Source organism: Actinoplanes siamensis, assembly GCF_016862395.1.
Lineage (GTDB): Bacteria > Actinomycetota > Actinomycetes > Mycobacteriales > Micromonosporaceae > Actinoplanes > Actinoplanes siamensis.
Genome location: NZ_BOMW01000080.1, coordinates 1 through 15,866 on the forward strand (window position 1 = coordinate 1; position 15,866 = coordinate 15,866).

The 15,866-nt window shown below is 68.0% G+C and carries 19 protein-coding genes and 2 pseudogenes; 4 read left to right on the plus strand and 17 right to left on the minus strand.

Annotated elements, in window-relative coordinates; translation table 11 throughout:
* The first annotated feature begins 183 nt into the window (after positions 1 to 183).
* A complete protein-coding gene (locus tag Asi03nite_RS33800) occupies positions 184 to 660 on the plus strand; it encodes a hypothetical protein (RefSeq protein ID WP_203684586.1) in 477 nt (158 codons plus the stop codon).
* A 128-nt stretch (positions 661 to 788) separates the two neighbouring features.
* Here Asi03nite_RS33800 and Asi03nite_RS33805 read toward each other — a convergent pair whose 3' ends face one another.
* Positions 789 to 932, minus strand: coding sequence for a hypothetical protein (locus Asi03nite_RS33805; RefSeq protein ID WP_203684587.1), 144 nt, complete (start codon positions 930 to 932; stop codon positions 789 to 791).
* A gap of 74 nt (positions 933 to 1,006) precedes the next feature.
* Here Asi03nite_RS33805 and Asi03nite_RS39035 point away from each other — a divergent pair, with 74 nt between their 5' ends.
* Positions 1,007 to 1,330: a DUF6193 family natural product biosynthesis protein gene (locus tag Asi03nite_RS39035; RefSeq protein ID WP_373872205.1), complete on the plus strand. Its 324-nt coding sequence runs from the start codon at positions 1,007 to 1,009 to the stop codon at positions 1,328 to 1,330.
* Positions 1,331 to 2,053: 723 nt separating this feature from the next.
* On the opposite strand, the gene Asi03nite_RS33810 is transcribed toward Asi03nite_RS39035, so the two are convergent.
* From Asi03nite_RS33810 to Asi03nite_RS33845, 7 genes and pseudogenes are all read right to left on the minus strand, one after another.
* On the minus strand, positions 2,054 to 3,328 hold the full coding sequence (locus Asi03nite_RS33810) for an MFS transporter (RefSeq protein WP_203684588.1): 1,275 nt from the start codon (positions 3,326 to 3,328) through the stop codon (positions 2,054 to 2,056).
* Positions 3,329 to 3,331: 3 nt separating this feature from the next.
* Positions 3,332 to 3,844, minus strand: coding sequence for an NADPH-dependent FMN reductase (locus tag Asi03nite_RS33815; protein WP_203684589.1), 513 nt, complete (start codon positions 3,842 to 3,844; stop codon positions 3,332 to 3,334).
* Positions 3,841 to 4,362, minus strand: a complete 522-nt coding sequence (locus Asi03nite_RS33820) for an SRPBCC domain-containing protein (protein WP_203684590.1) — start codon at positions 4,360 to 4,362, stop codon at positions 3,841 to 3,843. The genes Asi03nite_RS33815 and Asi03nite_RS33820 overlap by 4 nt, the downstream gene beginning before the upstream one ends.
* 210 nt (positions 4,363 to 4,572) lie before the next feature.
* Positions 4,573 to 4,941, minus strand: a complete 369-nt coding sequence (locus Asi03nite_RS33825) for an SgcJ/EcaC family oxidoreductase (protein ID WP_203684591.1) — start codon at positions 4,939 to 4,941, stop codon at positions 4,573 to 4,575.
* Positions 4,942 to 5,370: 429 nt separating this feature from the next.
* Positions 5,371 to 5,547 (minus strand): annotated as a pseudogene (locus Asi03nite_RS33830) (IS3 family transposase); the annotation flags it as partial.
* A gap of 72 nt (positions 5,548 to 5,619) precedes the next feature.
* Positions 5,620 to 6,101 (minus strand): annotated as a pseudogene (locus tag Asi03nite_RS33835) (Tn3 family transposase).
* A 147-nt stretch (positions 6,102 to 6,248) separates the two neighbouring features.
* Positions 6,249 to 7,235 carry a zinc-binding dehydrogenase gene (locus Asi03nite_RS33845; RefSeq protein ID WP_373872206.1) on the minus strand — a complete coding sequence of 329 codons (987 nt, stop codon included), beginning with the start codon at positions 7,233 to 7,235 and terminating at the stop codon, positions 6,249 to 6,251.
* A gap of 416 nt (positions 7,236 to 7,651) precedes the next feature.
* Between Asi03nite_RS33845 and Asi03nite_RS33850 the strand changes: the two genes are divergently transcribed.
* Complete coding sequence (locus tag Asi03nite_RS33850) at positions 7,652 to 8,344, plus strand: hypothetical protein (RefSeq protein WP_203684594.1); 693 nt, start codon at positions 7,652 to 7,654, stop codon at positions 8,342 to 8,344.
* Positions 8,345 to 8,354: 10 nt separating this feature from the next.
* On the opposite strand, the gene Asi03nite_RS33855 is transcribed toward Asi03nite_RS33850, so the two are convergent.
* The 9 genes from Asi03nite_RS33855 to Asi03nite_RS33890 form a co-directional block, all read right to left on the minus strand.
* Positions 8,355 to 8,834 carry a hypothetical protein gene (locus tag Asi03nite_RS33855; RefSeq protein WP_203684595.1) on the minus strand — a complete coding sequence of 160 codons (480 nt, stop codon included), beginning with the start codon at positions 8,832 to 8,834 and terminating at the stop codon, positions 8,355 to 8,357.
* A 304-nt stretch (positions 8,835 to 9,138) separates the two neighbouring features.
* Entirely contained in the window at positions 9,139 to 10,371 is a 1,233-nt protein-coding gene (locus tag Asi03nite_RS33860) for a DUF1501 domain-containing protein (protein WP_203684596.1), read from the minus strand.
* Between the two features lie 10 nt (positions 10,372 to 10,381).
* Positions 10,382 to 11,635, minus strand: a complete 1,254-nt coding sequence (locus Asi03nite_RS33865; RefSeq protein ID WP_203684597.1) for a DUF1800 domain-containing protein — start codon at positions 11,633 to 11,635, stop codon at positions 10,382 to 10,384.
* Positions 11,636 to 11,681: 46 nt separating this feature from the next.
* Positions 11,682 to 12,137: a hypothetical protein gene (locus Asi03nite_RS33870; protein WP_203684598.1), complete on the minus strand. Its 456-nt coding sequence runs from the start codon at positions 12,135 to 12,137 to the stop codon at positions 11,682 to 11,684.
* Positions 12,134 to 12,727 (minus strand): molybdopterin oxidoreductase family protein, encoded by a 594-nt coding sequence (locus tag Asi03nite_RS33875; RefSeq protein WP_239103115.1) that lies wholly within the window; start codon positions 12,725 to 12,727, stop codon positions 12,134 to 12,136. The genes Asi03nite_RS33870 and Asi03nite_RS33875 overlap by 4 nt, the downstream gene beginning before the upstream one ends.
* Positions 12,728 to 12,765: 38 nt before the next feature.
* The gene (locus tag Asi03nite_RS33880; RefSeq protein ID WP_203684599.1) at positions 12,766 to 13,815 is read right to left on the minus strand and encodes a TPM domain-containing protein; all 1,050 of its coding nucleotides are present in this window, start codon (positions 13,813 to 13,815) and stop codon (positions 12,766 to 12,768) included.
* Positions 13,816 to 13,877: 62 nt separating this feature from the next.
* On the minus strand, positions 13,878 to 14,060 hold the full coding sequence (locus Asi03nite_RS39115) for a helix-turn-helix domain-containing protein (protein ID WP_444978653.1): 183 nt from the start codon (positions 14,058 to 14,060) through the stop codon (positions 13,878 to 13,880).
* A complete protein-coding gene (locus tag Asi03nite_RS33885; protein ID WP_239103116.1) occupies positions 14,020 to 14,436 on the minus strand; it encodes a recombinase family protein in 417 nt (138 codons plus the stop codon). The genes Asi03nite_RS39115 and Asi03nite_RS33885 overlap by 41 nt, the downstream gene beginning before the upstream one ends.
* Positions 14,437 to 14,658: 222 nt before the next feature.
* On the minus strand, positions 14,659 to 15,435 hold the full coding sequence (locus tag Asi03nite_RS33890; RefSeq protein WP_203684600.1) for a hypothetical protein: 777 nt from the start codon (positions 15,433 to 15,435) through the stop codon (positions 14,659 to 14,661).
* Between the two features lie 36 nt (positions 15,436 to 15,471).
* Here Asi03nite_RS33890 and Asi03nite_RS33895 point away from each other — a divergent pair, with 36 nt between their 5' ends.
* Complete coding sequence (locus tag Asi03nite_RS33895; protein ID WP_239103117.1) at positions 15,472 to 15,855, plus strand: recombinase family protein; 384 nt, start codon at positions 15,472 to 15,474, stop codon at positions 15,853 to 15,855.
* The last annotated feature ends 11 nt before the right edge of the window (positions 15,856 to 15,866 follow it).

Sequence of the window (15,866 nt, forward strand, 5' to 3'; positions counted from 1 at the left end):
ACTAGGAGGCGGCCAGCAGGGCGGCGGAGTCTGCTCCGCGGCGATGATCGGAAGCCGTTCACGGGGGTCTTCTTTGCGAGCAAAGCCGTCGAGGTGTCTCGCGAGAACGCCCTCCCACGTTGTCCAGACGGTGCCGCCGTGAACAATGGGCGGCGGCCCCGCCGTACAAGGAAAGGTTCAATCATGGGTTGGAACACGTCGGTGCTTTTCCGCCAGGACGTGACGGCGGACGAGGCTGTGGACGACCTCGCCATCACAGATTTCAGCGGCGAACTGGTCGGAGCTGACCAGGCTACAAGCGCCCTCAAGCCCGACGCCCTCTACGCCGCCGAGTCGGGTGGCTGGGTGCAAGTCTGGAACCCGATGATGGATGTGGTCATGGGTTGGGAGCCGACCGACCCGGCCGACGCTTTGGTGGTCTTCTTCAGCAGCGTTTCGAGCACATACGGCTTCACGCTGTTCACGAATGGCGAACGAACCCGGCATTACGTCTACGCCGATGGTGTGGCCGTCGAGGACGAAGGAACGCCACTGCCGGTCGAGGCCGAGATCGCCCTGCCGTCCTGGGGCCCGGACGAGGACTTCCTCTGGTCGATCATCACAGCAGTCACCGGTCTCCAGTACGACGAAAAACTGCAGTACCGCGTTTACCCACTGTGACGGGCATGGTCATGGCGCATCATCGACCGCCTGAGCGCGTGCATGTCGGCTCCGCACGAGCGGGTGCCGTCCGGCGGCTGGCAGCCGCGACGATGGCGGCGACGAGCGGATCGCGGCATGTGAGGACGTCAGACAACGTCTTCGAAGGACTCTTCTCCAGGGCGCCAGCACATCCAGCGTCCATCCTTGAAGCCGGTCAACAGCGCGATCTCTGGTCCGGTCTCATCGCTGATGTCGGGATGCAAGCGAATCGCCCCCTTCTCGAACTCCACGCGCAGGCCTTGACCGGTCCTTTCTGCCGTCGCGACGACACGAAGAGGTATGAGCGCTCGCAAAGCGTCGGCCCATCCCATTTGCCCAAGCCGCCTATGCCGAGCCGCGGTTGCGATGCCTGTTTCCCTGGACCGGGATGGGCGAACTGCATTTCAGTCGCTGCACTGAGTGGCCCTGGGGGTGGGACATTCCCTACATCGAGCCGGCGCCGGGAGGTGCCTACCGGGTTGCGGGACCCAGTCGAAGCGAGACCGTCGGGCCGGCGGCTACCGCAGAAGACGCTGTCGCGATGGTGGTTGAACGTCTTCCACCTGGCGCCGATGTCGTTTTCGTCGGCCGGTGGGACGAACTCGTTGCCCGCGAAGCGCGAAACTCACGGCCGGAAGCCGGCCAGTAGCGCCGTGGACGGTGTGCGCGTTCGGCGGCGAGATGCGGATGGTAGGCAAGGGGTAGAAAGGTCCACGTGAGTGACGCTGGTGAGTCCCTAGAGATCGAGTTGGGCGAGCTCTGCGAGTACAGCTGGAGGGAACGTAGCAGCCGTGTCTGGCGACTTGCCCAGCGTGGCCACGCGATCGCCTCCCCATTGCAGCGGATCCGGCGACACGGCCCCGGTAGGTTGCGCGCGGTCGCACTCGAGGTGCTGGTCATGATCGTTGGCGAAGGTGGCCTGCACCCCGCCGATTTGGCGGCAGCAGAACGGCTGGTGCGTATCAAGGCTCCGCTGGAGCCTGCCTTGGGCATCTCTGTCAGTCCCGAGGAGATGCATACGAAAGTTGAGGACGACCCAGCAATGGATGAGGCATTCTGCGACTTCTCGTACGCCTGTACCGCTCGCACGGTGGCCGCTGAGCTGAGCATCGACATCGTGGGAGGGTGCAGAGAAGCTCCTCCGTCGTACGGGGGATGGGGATGCTGGCGCGGACGCCCGACGCATCGGGCTTCGGCATCTTGCCCGGCGCATACCGGATCTGACGGAATTGTCGACCTACCGATGCATCGAGATACCACTCGCACGCATCGGCGAATCAAGCCGCCGCCCTGAGCCGTGAGCCACCTAACCGCCGTATCCGCTCATCGGCATGACCCCGAGCGGGTCGCCGGATACGGTATCGATGGCAAGTCATGACTTGTCCACGCCGGGCCGGCTCGCCGGGTCGGCGGGTGTTGCTGCGCGCCCCGGTGGCATGGTCCTTGCCAGAACGGCGAGCAGTGCGATGATGATCGCGCAAGCCGCGATGAGCCCGGCCCACAACACCGCCGCCCCCCGGCTGAGCAGTCCGGTGAGCACGGCTGGTGCCAAGGCACTGGGAATGCTCCAGGAGAGCTGTTGGACAGCGAAGTAGCGTCCCCGGTTCGAGGGTGCCGACAGGCTCAGCACCAAGCTGCTCATCGCTGGCGAGAAGACGATCTCGGCGGCCGTGTAGCAGATCACCCCGATGACGAGGACGGTCAGCGCCAACGCGGGCGGCGTCCCGAGGACGGCCCAGAACACGCCGAACGACGCCGCCCACAGCACCGCGGCGAGTTGCAGCACCCGCACTTGCGAGTGGCCCTCGGTATGCCGCGTCACGGTGGTCTGTGCGACGACCACCAGCACGGTCGCGAGAGTGAAGAGCGCGCTGGAGGCCCAGGCCGGCTGGTTCAGAGTCTCTGTGACGTAAACCGTCAGGACGAGCGTGAGCACCAGTGTGCAGAGCACGAAGAGCGCATTCGCTGCGATGGCTATGCCGAACGCGCGATCGGCCAGCACGCTCCGGTAGCCACGACCGCGCGGCTTCTCGGTGGTGTCAGGTGCGGCCGGCTCGCTGGCAGGCTGGCGCCACAGCGACGTGAACAGAGCGGCAACCACGAAACTGATCGCGTTGCCCAGGATGAGCAGACGATACCCGGAAGCACCGTTGAACTGCATCGACACGGCGGCCAGCGCACCTAGCCCGATGCCCGCGTTGCGTAGCATCCGGAGCATCGCGAACCAGCGTGCTCGCTCGCCGGGATTCGCCGCGAGGCCGACGAGGGCCCCGTTGGCTGTCCAGAACATGTTCTGGCCCGCGTTGACGACGAATCCGGCAACGACGAGTTGCCATGGTGACTCGACCCAGAAGTAACCCATGAAGCCGGCGGCCTGAACCAGGTTGCTGGCGACCACGACACGTTTCGGCCCGACGGCGTCGACGATGACCCCGAACACCACCGACGTGGGTAGCGCCAGCACTGCCGCTACAGACAGCCCCAGACCCACGGTGGCCAGCGACATCGGCGTGATGTTGAGGAAGACGAGGACGACGAACGGCATGAAGAGACCGGAACCGAGGCTGTCGATGACGACCGCAGTGACCAGGGGGCCACGTCCCCGGGTCTCGGGAAGCCCGAATCGTGCCCACAACGACATGCGCATGCCTCAGCGACTCCTATCACGTCGAACGACATGGCTGGTCGGCAGCGACCAACCACGGCTTCTTCGCTGCCCACGACGTGCAGCGGTGGACCTCATTCGCGGAAGCGTCAGTTGGAGGCCTGCCGTGATGAGGCGCAGATGTTCCACTGCACGGGCGCCGCCGACGTTGCTGCCGTAGGAGACGAAGCCCGCTGCCTTGTTGTTCCACTCGCCGTAGAGGTAGTCGATGGCGTTCTTCAGCGCTGCGGGGATCGACCGGTTGTACTCCGGGGTGACGAAGATGTATCCGTCGAACGAGGCAATCCGTTTGCTCCACTGATGTGTGTGAGTGTGCGCGTAGGAGCCGAGTAGCGGCGACTGCGGCTCGTCGAAGACCGGCAGACCGTAGTCCTCGATGTCCACCACTTCGACGTCGATGCCGTGGTGCTGGCCGCCCTGTTCGGCGACCCACTCGGCCACCTGGTGACCGACCCGGCCAGGGCGGGTGCTGCCGAGGATGACACCGATGTTCGTCACGCGCGGTCCGTTTCCGCAAGCGGGATAGTCACCGTCGTGGCTGATGTCGCTGTGGCGGATCGGAGCGCGGCGTTGAGGCCGTTCAGCCGCAGCACACTCGCGCCCCGCAGGTGGGCCAGGTCCGCACCGCCGTCCCCCGCGTACCTCAGGAATGTCGCCTGCTCGGTCCATTCCAGGCAGGTACCGTCCTGCTCGGCGTCGAGCCGAACCGTGACCAGCGAGGTCCACCGTCGTTCGCCGTCGACGACGGCCTCGTAGCCGTAGACGATCCGGTGAGTGCCGGCGATGTCGATGTACCACGACCGGTACTCCAGCCGCTCAGGCGGCGTGTCCAGTCCGTTGAACGTGCTGCGCCCCGTCTCACCACCGCCTACCCGGAAGTCGTGCTCGTAGGAGGCCCCGCGCCCGGGCAGCCGGAACCACCGCCGCCTGATCGCGGTGTCGGCGAACGCCGTGAATACCTCGCCCGGCGGCACGCCGAGATGCCGCGAGATCGTGAAGGTGTCGTGCCGGACCATGTCGTCCTCCCGTCGTCACGGCCACCAGCCGGTTGACCGCACCTCAGTTACGATCAGTAAGAAACGTGCGCCCACCGGTTTTAAATCCGGCTCTCCAATACGCACTTTGAAGTCAGCTACTGACGCGCGAGGAACGAAGGCCATGACAACCTTCCGTGGTACCGAAATCGCCGACCGCGGCATCGCGCCGGACTGCATCCAGGCAAAGAGTCACGCGCGGTCGTGGAAGATAGGTCGGCTCGTCGCCGCCGTTGGAAGCTCATCATGGGGTGCACCCGTGTTTTGGCAAGCGGTCAGCAACCATCGCCCGCCCTCCTTCGCCATGACCCATAGCGGAGTGCCGAGATCTGGCCCGTCCGGCGTCTCGTACAGCTGGCGAACCTTGACTGCCGCGACGTCGTGGCGGACGAACAGGATGTGTTCCAGCTCGAACGTCACCGTCGATCCCTGCATCCCACCGGGAAGAACCTGACGGGTGAACGCCGAGATGGCTTCGAGGCCGAAGAGACGCTTGCCTCCGCCCGTGGTCCAGATGGCGTCGGCCCGGAACAACTTCAGAAAGTTCGTTGTTCTGGGCATGTTGAACCGCGGCGATCACCTGCTGAATAGCTGCGGTATCACCGGCGCGTTCGTGTTGCTCAGCTGGTTGCATAGCCACACCCTAGAATCTAAACCTCGGTTTAGGGCAAGGCCGAGCGGCAGGAAGGCGTGCCGGAACGAGACTCGGCAAGATGCTATGTCGACCGACACGCTCACATCGGCAGATCCGTGCACCGGACCGTACGGAGCGTTACGGCTGCGTCGGCCGTCGCGCGCGGTCGGCGGCCGACGAGGACGCCGCGTGAGGTCCCTGGGGGCGAGCCAATAGGCTGACCTCGTGGACCAGCCTGTCCCCAAACTTCTCGCCGCTTTCGTGCGTAGTGTCGCCGTGCTTGCGCTGGAAGCCGACGCGCAGATCGCTTGGCTCGGGGAAAAGTGGTCTGCTGCACCGATAGGTGACAGGTGTAGTCACGCGGCCTGACTGGCCGGTGATGTCATGATCGTCTCAAACTCGATAGGGGTCAACCGGGACAGCGACTGTTGGCGTCGGCGGCGGTGGTAGGTCCGTTCGATCCAGGTCACCATCGCGGTTCGTAACTGCTGCCGGGTGCTCCAGGCTCGGCGGTCGAGGACGTTGTTCTGCAGATCTTCCGCATGACATCAGCTGGAGGGACGTGCTCGACGGCCGCGACACAGTGGCTGTACGGCCGCTGATACTCAGGTACGCAGCGGCAGACGGCTGGTCATGTCGAGTTTGACTTCTCCGTGCGGGGCGACGTGGGTCCAGAACAGCGGGGTCAAGCCGCGCCGATCGACGTCGGTGAGCTGGTCGGCCCACTCGTCGTCGGCGAGGACGTCCTGAACCATGAGGGTGTTGACGTAGACCAGGGCAGCTTGGAGTAGGCACAGCACGGAGAGTTCCTGCTCGTCGCGGCGGTTGGTGGCGATGTCGCCGCCTTTGCCGAAGAAGATCACGCTGTTGGCCCGGTTCCACGACTCGACGACGTTGAGACCCTCGTTGATCTCGCGTTGCAGGTCGCGGCTGCGCAAGTAGCGGGCGACGAAGATGGTGCGCTGCGCGCGGCCGACCTCGATCATCGCTTGATAGGGGGGTGGATCGCGTTGGCGCGGGTGAAGTGGCGCAGGATCGCCTCGGTGGAGGCGGTGCCAGCACGGATCGCCGTCGCGTACTTGATCATCTGGTTGTACTGCTCGGCGATGATCCCCAACGGATCGCCCGCGACAACGCCGGCCCGATGAGCGGACGTTCTGTTCTGGCGGTGGCATGCGGCCGTCGAGGCTCAGGGGCGAATGAGGTAGCCGGGTCACCGACCCAGGTGCAGCGCCTACACCAGCAGCAGGGTCTTACCCACGGCAGTGCGGTTCTCGACCGCGGCGTGCGCGTCGGCGGCTGCCTCTAGCGGAAAGGTCTGCCCGATGACCGGCCGGACGACTCCCTGTGCCGCCTGCGACATCATCCGCTCCGCCCAGCGCCGCACATGCGGTCCGAAATCAAAGAGCTGTTCGATGCCGATCACCGTCACGCCCCTTCGGCTTGCCTCCGTAGGGTCGATCACCGTGACCTCGCCGCTGGCGGCGCCGTGCACCGAGAACCGGCCGCCGCGGGCCGCAACCTCGAACGCGGCCCGCCCGATCTCGCCGCCGACGCCGTCGAACACCACATCCGGTCCCGCGCCACCGGTCGCTTCGAGCACCCGCTTGGCCCAGCCCGATTCGGAGTAGTCGACCACCGCGTCGGCGCCTAGCTCGCTGACCACATCGAGCTTCCGACGCCCGCGAGCGGCTCCGACGACCCGCGCGCCTGCCGCCCGGGCCAGCTGCACCAGCAGGCTACCCACCCCGCCTGCGGCCGCTTCGACCAAAACCCAGTCGCCGGGGCCGATCCTGGCGTGTTCGGTCAGCCCTTGCGCCGTGCTGCCGTCGCTGTAAAGGGCGGTGGCCTCCGGCAGTCCGAGGCCGTCTGGCACCAAGAACAGATTCTCGGCCGGCACCAACGCCCGCTCGGCGAATCCGCCAGTCTCTCCCGTGGTGGCCACCACACGCCGTCCCAGCCAAGCCGCATCCACCTGGTCGCCGACGGCTCGCACAAGCCCGGCCACCAGGCCACCAGGCACATACGGCACCTGCGGCCGTTCATGCCACCTGTCGATGCCACGGCGGATCTGCGTCTCGACGAACGAGATGCCCGCAACAGCCACATCGACCACGACCTGTCCCGGCCCTGCCACCGGGTCCGGTGCCTGACCTAGAACGAGCACCTCAGGATCCCCGAGACGGATTGCCCGGACCACTCGCATAGCACCTGCCTCCATCCGTTCGCCGACGCGAATGCCGAAAGCCTGCAATCTCACGTAGGGTTGAGGTCAAGCGACACGCCTCCGAACGAGACCGTGGCCTTGTAGCCGCCAGGCCAGGCCGTCATCCGAGCACGTCGGAACGTCCGCTCATGCCGCGATCCGCGCTCGAACCGACCCAAGGTGTTACGTTGAGTCACTGGCTCCGCACCGCTTGCGCCTGAATTTGTCGAAAACAGGGTGCCACGCGCTCCGCGCGAAGTTGTTCTCCTCCGGCGGATGCGCCTCATCGCGTGGGGCTCCACTCAACCGTGCGGCTGGCACTTCGACGCGGTCCACCCGCTATTGTGGCGGCTGTTTGCGCAAGGCGGCCGAACCGTACGGGGTGGAACTACGTGAGAATGTCTATGAGAGCGGCCGTCGCCGCAACAGCGATGCTGCTGTTGGCCGGGTGTTCTCACGATGCGGCCACGCCGGCCGAGAACGGCCTCAACGATCTGCCGGCGGCCACTGTCGTGGAGAGGTCGCTCGCCGCCTTCAAGTCAGCCCCGTCCTACCGCGTGGAGGTCCACGGCGGCGACGCGAGCAAGCCGCTGTCGATCAAGCTCGCCGTGCTGGGAGAGAATCTACGCGGGAGCATCACCCGCGACGGCGGGACGACCGAGATCCTCAAGACCAAGACTAACTTCTACATCCGCCCTGACGAGACGTTCTGGGTCACCGGACTCGGGAAACCGGAGCAAGCCCACGCCTACGCCACCTTCGCCGGCGCACGATGGATCAAGGTCGAGCGCGGCGATCCCCTGGTCGCCACCGCGGGCTTGGACGGCGCTTTCCTGTTTGCCGACCGGACCTTCCTGGACAGCGCGGTGCCGAAACAGCTGGCCCTGGGCGACCCCAAGGACATCGGCGGCGTGCCCACTATCACCGTGCTCGACACCAGGACCACCGAGGACGCGCGAACCGAGATCTCGGTGGCGACGGCGGGCGCGCCTTACCCCGTGCGCTGGGACTTTGGCCTGGGCACGGTGGCCGACTTCACTGACTACGGAACTCCGTCCGACCCCATTGAGGACCCCGTCCCCACGGCCATGGTCGACATGAAGACCGTCCTGCACCACACCTGACCGCAACCACTCACTTCCTCGGACGGGGTGGCAACGGCAGCGCGTGGTGGAGGGACGCCGGTTGCCGGGTGACGAACGCCACCGGCGACGACGATCCCGCCAAGGTCCCGTGGATCCGTAGGGGCTGCCTTCGCCACATCGATGGGCCCTTCACCTGGCCATCTGCCCGAGACATGGCTGCCTCGGCGCGGGCTCGGTCCGCCATCGTCAATGCGATCGCGTCGTCACCGTGTTTCGTTGCCACGTTCGACGCCAGTTGATAGGCGCGGGCGAGCAGCCCGGCAACGGTGTCGCGGGTTCGGCCGGTGCTGTGCGCCGCGGTGGCGTGCAACCCGGCCAGCAGATCGGGCAGGGCGGCCGCGACCACGCCATAGCGGGCACTGCGGTAAGCGCCGGCAGCCGCAGTGACGTCTGCGGTGGCCTGCGCCAGGGTGACCGGGATGGACGCCCGGGTGGGCGACAACATCAGCCGTTCGAGATGGGCGCCCATGTCGACCGGTCCACCGGAAATGGCCGGGGGTGTGCCGATGACGGTGGTGAGCGCTGCTGCTCCGGCCCCACCGAACAGGGTCCTGCGTCGCATCCGATCACGACCTCCTGCCCGCAGCGTAGCCGCCGCCGGGCCCGGCTGCCGGTCGCCGGGCGGTGCGTGTCGGGCCAGGCCGACCTACTCGTGGGGGATACCGAGCAGGTCGGCGAGCGCCCGGCGGACGTCGACCTGGTCGCCGGGTGGGCCGCCACGTATCACCGCCGCCCATGCGCACACGCCCGGTGAACGTTGGTGGTCTCCGCGTCTAGTCGGCGAGGACCTTGGTGAGGCGACCGGTCCAGCCGTCCAGCAAGCGCTCCGGTTCGGCGCCGAGCACGTCGGCCAGCAGGCAGGCGTAGACGTCACGGAAGTCGACCGTGTGCTTCAGGTCGCCGTCGTCGAGATCGGTCAGGCTGGGCGGCTCGCCGTGCAGACCACCGCGTACGCCGTCGCCGAGCAGGAACATGTCGGAGGCGGTGCCGTGGTCGGTGCCGTCGGAGGCGTTGGCCCGTACCCGGCGACCGAACTCGGAGTAGACGGCGATCACCACGCCCTTGCCGGCCATCCGCTCGGTGAAGGCGGCGAGCGGTCCGTCCAGCCGGGCGAGTTGCCCCTGCTGGGCCGTCTTGCCGTCGGCGTGCAGGTCGAAGCCGCCCATAGAGACCGAGTAGACCCGGGTGGCCGCGCCGGCCTCGATGCACCGTGCCACCAGCGCGAGCTGCTGGTCCAGCGGCGGGGCGGCGCCGCCGGTGGCTGTCGCCTGCGGCGATTCGTCGTCCGCCTCGTCCTGCTCCGGAGCGCCCTCCTCGACCTTCTTCAGCAGGTCCTGGACTCGTACGAGGTCGGCGAAGCAGGCCGCGGCGCGGGCCTGTGCCGGCGACTCACCGGGCGCGGCGGCGCCGAGCGCCGTGAGCAGCTCGGGCGTCGCGACACCGGGCAGTTGCAGCGTCCCGCCGGGCACTGTCGCCCCGGCGCTCTTCGCACCGGCCAGCAGCGGCGGCAGGACCGGCTCGAAGGAGATCGCCAGCCGCGGGTCGCCGCCCGCGGTGTCCAGCCAGCGGCCCAGCCATCCGGTGGTAGCCGGCCGGTCCGGCCGGCCGGTCTGCCAGATGTCCATCGACTGGAAGTGGCTGCGGCTGGGCTTCGGGTAGCCGACGCCACGCACCACCGCCAGCTTGCCGGCGCCGTAGAGCTTGTGCAGCCCGGCCAGGCCGGGGTTGAGGCCGAAGCCGTCGTCCAGCTTGAGGATCTTGTCCGGCTCGTAGGTCATGTCGGGCCGGGCTGCCGCGTAGGCCGGATCCGCGTACGGGATGACGGTGTTGAGCCCGTCGTTGCCGCCGTAGAGGGTGACCAGCACGAGCGTCTTGCCCGCCGGGTCCCGATCGCTGGCGGTGTCCAGAATGTCGCGCAGGCCGTAGGCAGTTGCGCCGGCTGCCAGTGCGGCGCCGCCGGCCACTCCGCTCGCGATGAGGAAGCGCCGCCGAGTGATGGCATCCATCGAGGTCTCCTTAGTGGACGGCGTATTCGGGACTGGCCAGGGCGAGCGCGAGCAGCTTGCCGGGATCCTTGACGTTGCTCAGCGCGGCCCGGGTCCGGTCCGTCCAGGCGTCGACGACCAGCAGGTTCGCCAGCGTTTCCAGCCGGTCGCCGCGGCCGAGCCGGTCGACGGCGGCCGGGGCCAGCGCGGCGAGCCGCTGGCCGGTGCGCAGCCGGGTCAGCGTGGACGAGGTGGTCAGCCAGGCGGCACCCACCGGCCAGCCGCCGACGGACGGCGGGTGCAGCGGCAGCTGGCCCAGCGCCCGCAACGCGTTGACCAGCTTCTGCTGCTCGCCCGAGGCGATCTTCGCCACCGGCACCTCCAGCTGGCGCAGCGCGCCGACCAGCCACTCGACGGGCTGCTTCACCAGTGTCCCGGCAGTGCCGGCGAACTCCGGGTCCCGGGCGACAGCGGTAAGCAGAGCTGTCGTGTTGCGTCCGGCTGCCGCCACACGCGCCTTGGTCTGCGGGGTGGGTGCGCCGCCGGAGCCGTACCGCACCCACAGGCGCTCGGCCAGGAACGGCAGATGCGCCTCGTGGCGCACGAGCAGGTCGGCGTACGCGTCGACGTCCAGCTTTCCGGTACGCCCGAGGAGCGTGACCGGCCTGTCGTCGTGCCGCCGGGGTGCCAGCCCTGCCGTGCCGGCGTCCCTGTCGACCTGCCATCCGGTGAGCACCCGGGCCGCGGCCTTGACGTCGTCCTCGCCGTAGGTGCCCACGCCGAGCGTGAACAGCTCCATGACCTCGCGGGCCAGGTTCTCGTTCGGCGCCTTGCGGGTGTTCTTCTGCCCGTCCAGCCAGAGGATCAGCGCCGGGTCGCGCAGCATCGCCCGGACCAGTGGACCGGTGTCGCCGGACCCGTAACGCCGGAGCGTCTGCTGCTGGCCGAGCATGAGCCGGGCGGAGCGGACCTTGCGCGCGCTGGTCGCCCAGTGCCCGTGCCAGAAGAAGATGAGTTTCTCGGCGCCGCCGCCCTCGGCCATCCGGGCCAGCCACCACCGGACCAGCTCACCGACCTGGGCACGCTGCTCCTCGCGTACCTTCTGCCGGTCGGCCTGCTCGGCCGGCTCGGCGCCGAGATCCGGTGGCGGGACCACCGCCGCCGGACGCAGCAACGATGCGAGAGTGGCGTCGTAGCCGGCACGCACCGCGGCGTCCACCTCGGCCGCGGTCGGGCCGAAGGTGAGCCGGCGGAGCAGGTGGGACACCTCGCGACGGTCGGTCATGCAGCCGAACGTAGGCGGTCGATGTCAGGATTCGGTAAGGGTATTGTCAGAGCACGACGAAGGCTTGCGGGGCTGCCTGATTCATCCGGGTCCGTAGCCACTGCAGCTGCACGGCCGTCTCGCCCTCGCAGGTGGTGACGACCTCGAGCAGCTCACCATCCCGCGCGCCCTGGGCGGCCTGCCCCGCGACCGTCCAGCTGATGTCGCACTCGACCGCCATCAGGTAGAGATCCTGCAGGTCGCGCAGGAGCCCGAGGCCACCGGTGCGGGTTCCGTGGAACAACTCGGAGTGCAGACGGTCCGGCTCCTCCTCGGCTTGCTCCCGATAACGCTCCGCGAACGGCCGCAGCCGGTCGGCGTGCCCGTCACACACCTTCGCCTGCTGCTCGCACAGGTACTTGACGTCGGGTTCGTCCTGGCGTGCGGCGGCGACGTGGCGAAACGCGTCAGCCAGATTCATCTGGGCCCGGTGCAGCAGACCGAGGTAGTGCGCGAGGTTCATCGGAGCTTCCCTATCCGGACGGCTGTCACCTTGAACAGCGGCTGCTTCGACACCGGATCCCAGGTGACGGTGAGTTCGTTCGCCGCGCGCGGGGTGCGCCGGTCGGCCGGGACGTCGAAGCCGTAGTGGAACGGCACGAAGACGGTGCCGGGCCGGGTGCCGCCGATCCGGGCGCGTGCCTCGATGCCGCCGCGCGGTGACGCCAGGCCGGCCAGATCGCCGTCGGCTATGCCGTACTTCTCGGCGTCGTCCGGGTGGATTTCCACCCAGACCTCCGGGGCGGCCGCGTTCAGCTGCGGCCCGCGGGCGGTCTTGGTGCGTGTGTGGAACTGGTGAACCGTACGCCCGGTGGTGAGCATCAGCGGGTACTCGTCGCTGGGCACCTCCGGCGACGGCTGGTACTCGGCGGCGTGCAGGAAGGCGCGGCCGCCCGGTTGCTTCGCCCGGTACTGCTCGGCGGTGAACTCGGCCGCACCGCGGCTGCGTTGGCAGGTTGAGGCAGCCGGCTGGTCGATGCTCGGGTTCGACCGGGCCCCCGGCCGGCATAGCCGGCCGGGGCTGGGGTGCGGCGGCACCGTGACCGCGGCCATCGCCGCCAAGCCTGCCGTAGTTCCCGTGCGAGACCAGGTCACCAACTGCCGGAGGATCCGCCGCCGTCGGAGGATCCGCCGCCGAAGCTGGAGCCACCCGAGTCGGAGCTTGAGCCGCCCCAGGAGAAGGAGTCGGAGCTTGAGCTACCCCAGGAGGAGGAGTCGGAGCTTGAGCTGCCCCCGGAGGGGTCGGGGCTTTGGGATGAACCCCAGTTCGATTCGGCCCAGGCGCCGAGGGCGGTACCCGTCGCCGCCGCGGTCCATGCCGCCCCGTTGCCCTGCCCATGGCCTGACCCGGGGTAGGGCCCGTGCTCGGAGGGCGGGCCGAAGTTCCTTCTCGCCGGCCGGACAGGATGCGTGCGGCGTGTGCCGCTGATCGCCCTCACGGCGACGATCAGGACGACGAGCAAACACGGTACGGCCATCAGGACGGGCATGAAGGAGAACGTGCTGCTGGTGGACTCCGCCACCTCGAAGTCCCCGTCCCCGCCGGGTAGCAACTCCTCAGGGTCCTCGGTCACCTGCGCGGCAGACGCGGCCGGTGCAGCCGGTGCCTTCTCTGCCAGGTCCCGCAGCCGCTGGCCGGCGGTGATGGTGTGCCCCAGCTGGCGCCGGACCTGGTCGAGGCCGGTGAGGACGCCGAGCGCGTACCGGGCTCTGGCGAACTCCGGCATGATGTAGGTGTCGACGATCTGGCCGGCGGTAGCGTCGTCGAGGCGCACCGCCAGGCCCCGCCCGGTCGCCAGCCGGACCCGGTGGTCGTCGAGCGCTACGACCAGCAAGACCCCGTTGTTCGAGGACCTCTTGCCAATGCCCCACCTGTTGAACAGGCCGGTGCTCCAGTCCTCGATGCTGGTGTCTGCGGTGGTGCGTACCACCGCGACCGCGATCTCGTCGGACGTTGCCTTCTCGTCACGCTGCAGGACCGCGGTGATCCGCGCGCAAAGCGTGCGGCCGAGTACGCCCGCCTGGTCGACGCACCAGCCCTCGGCGCGCGGGTACGCCGGCCCGGCCACCGCCGGAGTGGACCAGCCCAACGCGCCGAGCGCGACGAGGACCGCCGCTAGAACCCGCAACCGTGATCTCATGCGCTAAATATGAGGCAGGCCAGCAAACCGAGGAAGGCCCAGGTGGGGCTATGGTTGCCGCCTCAGCTTGGTACTGTCTCGGCGTGCAGGTAGCTGTACACCGTCTCGCGGCTGATGCCGTACTCCTTGGCGAGCGCGGCCTTCTTCTCGCCGGCGGCGGCGCGTCGACGGACCTCGACGGCCTGCTCGGTGATCAGGGCCGGTTTACGCCCGGTGTAGGCGCCACGCTGTCTGGCCGCGGCGATGCCCTCGCTGGCGTTCCGGGATCAGGGCGCGTTCGAACTCGGTGAACGCGCCCATGACCGACAGCAGCAGGGTGGCCATGGGGGAGTCCTCGCCGGTGAAGACGAGGTTCTCCTTGACGAACTCCACCCGCACGCCCTTGCCGGTCAGCGTGCGTACGAGCCGGCGTAGGTCGTCGAGGTTGCGGGCGAAGCGGTCCATGGAGTGCACGAGCACGGTGTCGCCGTCGCCGAAGAACGCGATCATCTCGTCGAGCTTCGGGCGGGTGGTGTCCTCGCCGGAGGCGGTGTCGGTGAAGGTGCGTTCCACCTGGATGCCGTCGAGTTGGCGGACGGTGTTCTGGTCGACGGTGCTGACCCTGATGTAGCCGACGCGCATCTTTCTCGCCTTCCTGACCGTTCTGTCAGGTTGGACTCTGTGATGCCAGAGGACATGCGTCCAGAAACGCCACGAAGGACCCAATTCTGACGTGTTTTGGTGCTGGTGGGGTGTGTGGTGTTGGGGTTTTATCCCTCTGGTAGACGAGCTGCCTCACCTCAGCGCGACAGGGAGGGGTTCGTCCGGACAGCCCGCCTATTAACCCAACCGCTGTGGGTCCGGTCAGCACCACATCACGGGGTTGCCGGTCGCCACGGCGGCCCGACATAACCGGCGTAACGGCTCCACGATGTAGCCGAACTCGGCCGGCGCCTGGTGCTGCTTCTCCAGGCGCAGCCACTCCGGCGGCGTTCCCTTGTCCCCGACCGGCGACATCGCGATCTGAACGCTCTTCTTCTCGTCGCTGAACTGCACCTGCCCGCTGGGGAGTACCCGTTGCCGGAACCGGGCCGACCTGAACAGCGTGGCTGGCGGATCGGAGTCTGGATCGAGGATGAAGAAGCCCTCCGGGTCTACCCCGGCCCGGTAACCGGGGCCCAGCATCAGTACACCCTCGTACGCGGCGACGTACCTCAACGCCACCGCTTCGGTCGCCTCGTCGACCAACACGACCTCATCGTCGATGACGGCCTGCTGCTCGAAATAGTCCAGCTCGTCGAGAACGCGGACGGCTGCTTCGGCCGGCATCCGGCCGCCGTTGGCGCTGGGCAGTTCAGCTTGCAGGGCGGGGAAATGCGACCACCCCGCCGCTCCCAGCGCCTGTTGGAACAGGCGGTGTCCCGTCCAGTTGCTCAGGTGCTCGCTGGCCTGTTCCATCAGCTCGTGCGGGCAGGCGCTTGCTGTCCAGCCGTCGAAGGCGGCATCCGTCTCGGTGTACCCGCCCCCAGAAACGACCAGGCTCAGATAGCCCTCCTCGTCGAAGCCGACGGGCCCAACCGGTGCCGGCGGTGTCAAGCCGTCCTGCCAGCACCGGCAGTAGACAAATGCATCGAGTCCCACGGGGCCACCATAAGGAGCAGGTCAACGCTGATTGCGTTGGGCCGGCTCGTCCGCAACCTCGACGACCTGCGCCGGCTCGTCCGGACGCTGACACGCAAGGGCATGCGGGTGGAGTTCGTCAAGGAGGGGCTGACCTTCACCGGCGAGGACTCCCCGATGGCCACCCTGCTGCTGAGAGTGATGGGCGCGTTCGCCGAGCTCGAGCGTGCCCTGATCCTCGAACGTCAGCGCGAGGGTATTGCCGCGGCCAAGCAGCGTGGCGTCTACACCGGCCGCAAACCCGCCCTCACCGTCGAGCAGGCGCGGCAGGTGCGCGAGCGCGTCGCCGCCGGTGAGAAGAAGTCCGTCCTCGCGAAGGAATACGGCATCAGCCGCCAGACCGTCTACAGCTACCTGCGCGCGGAGACGATTACGAGCTGAGGGCCTCTCGT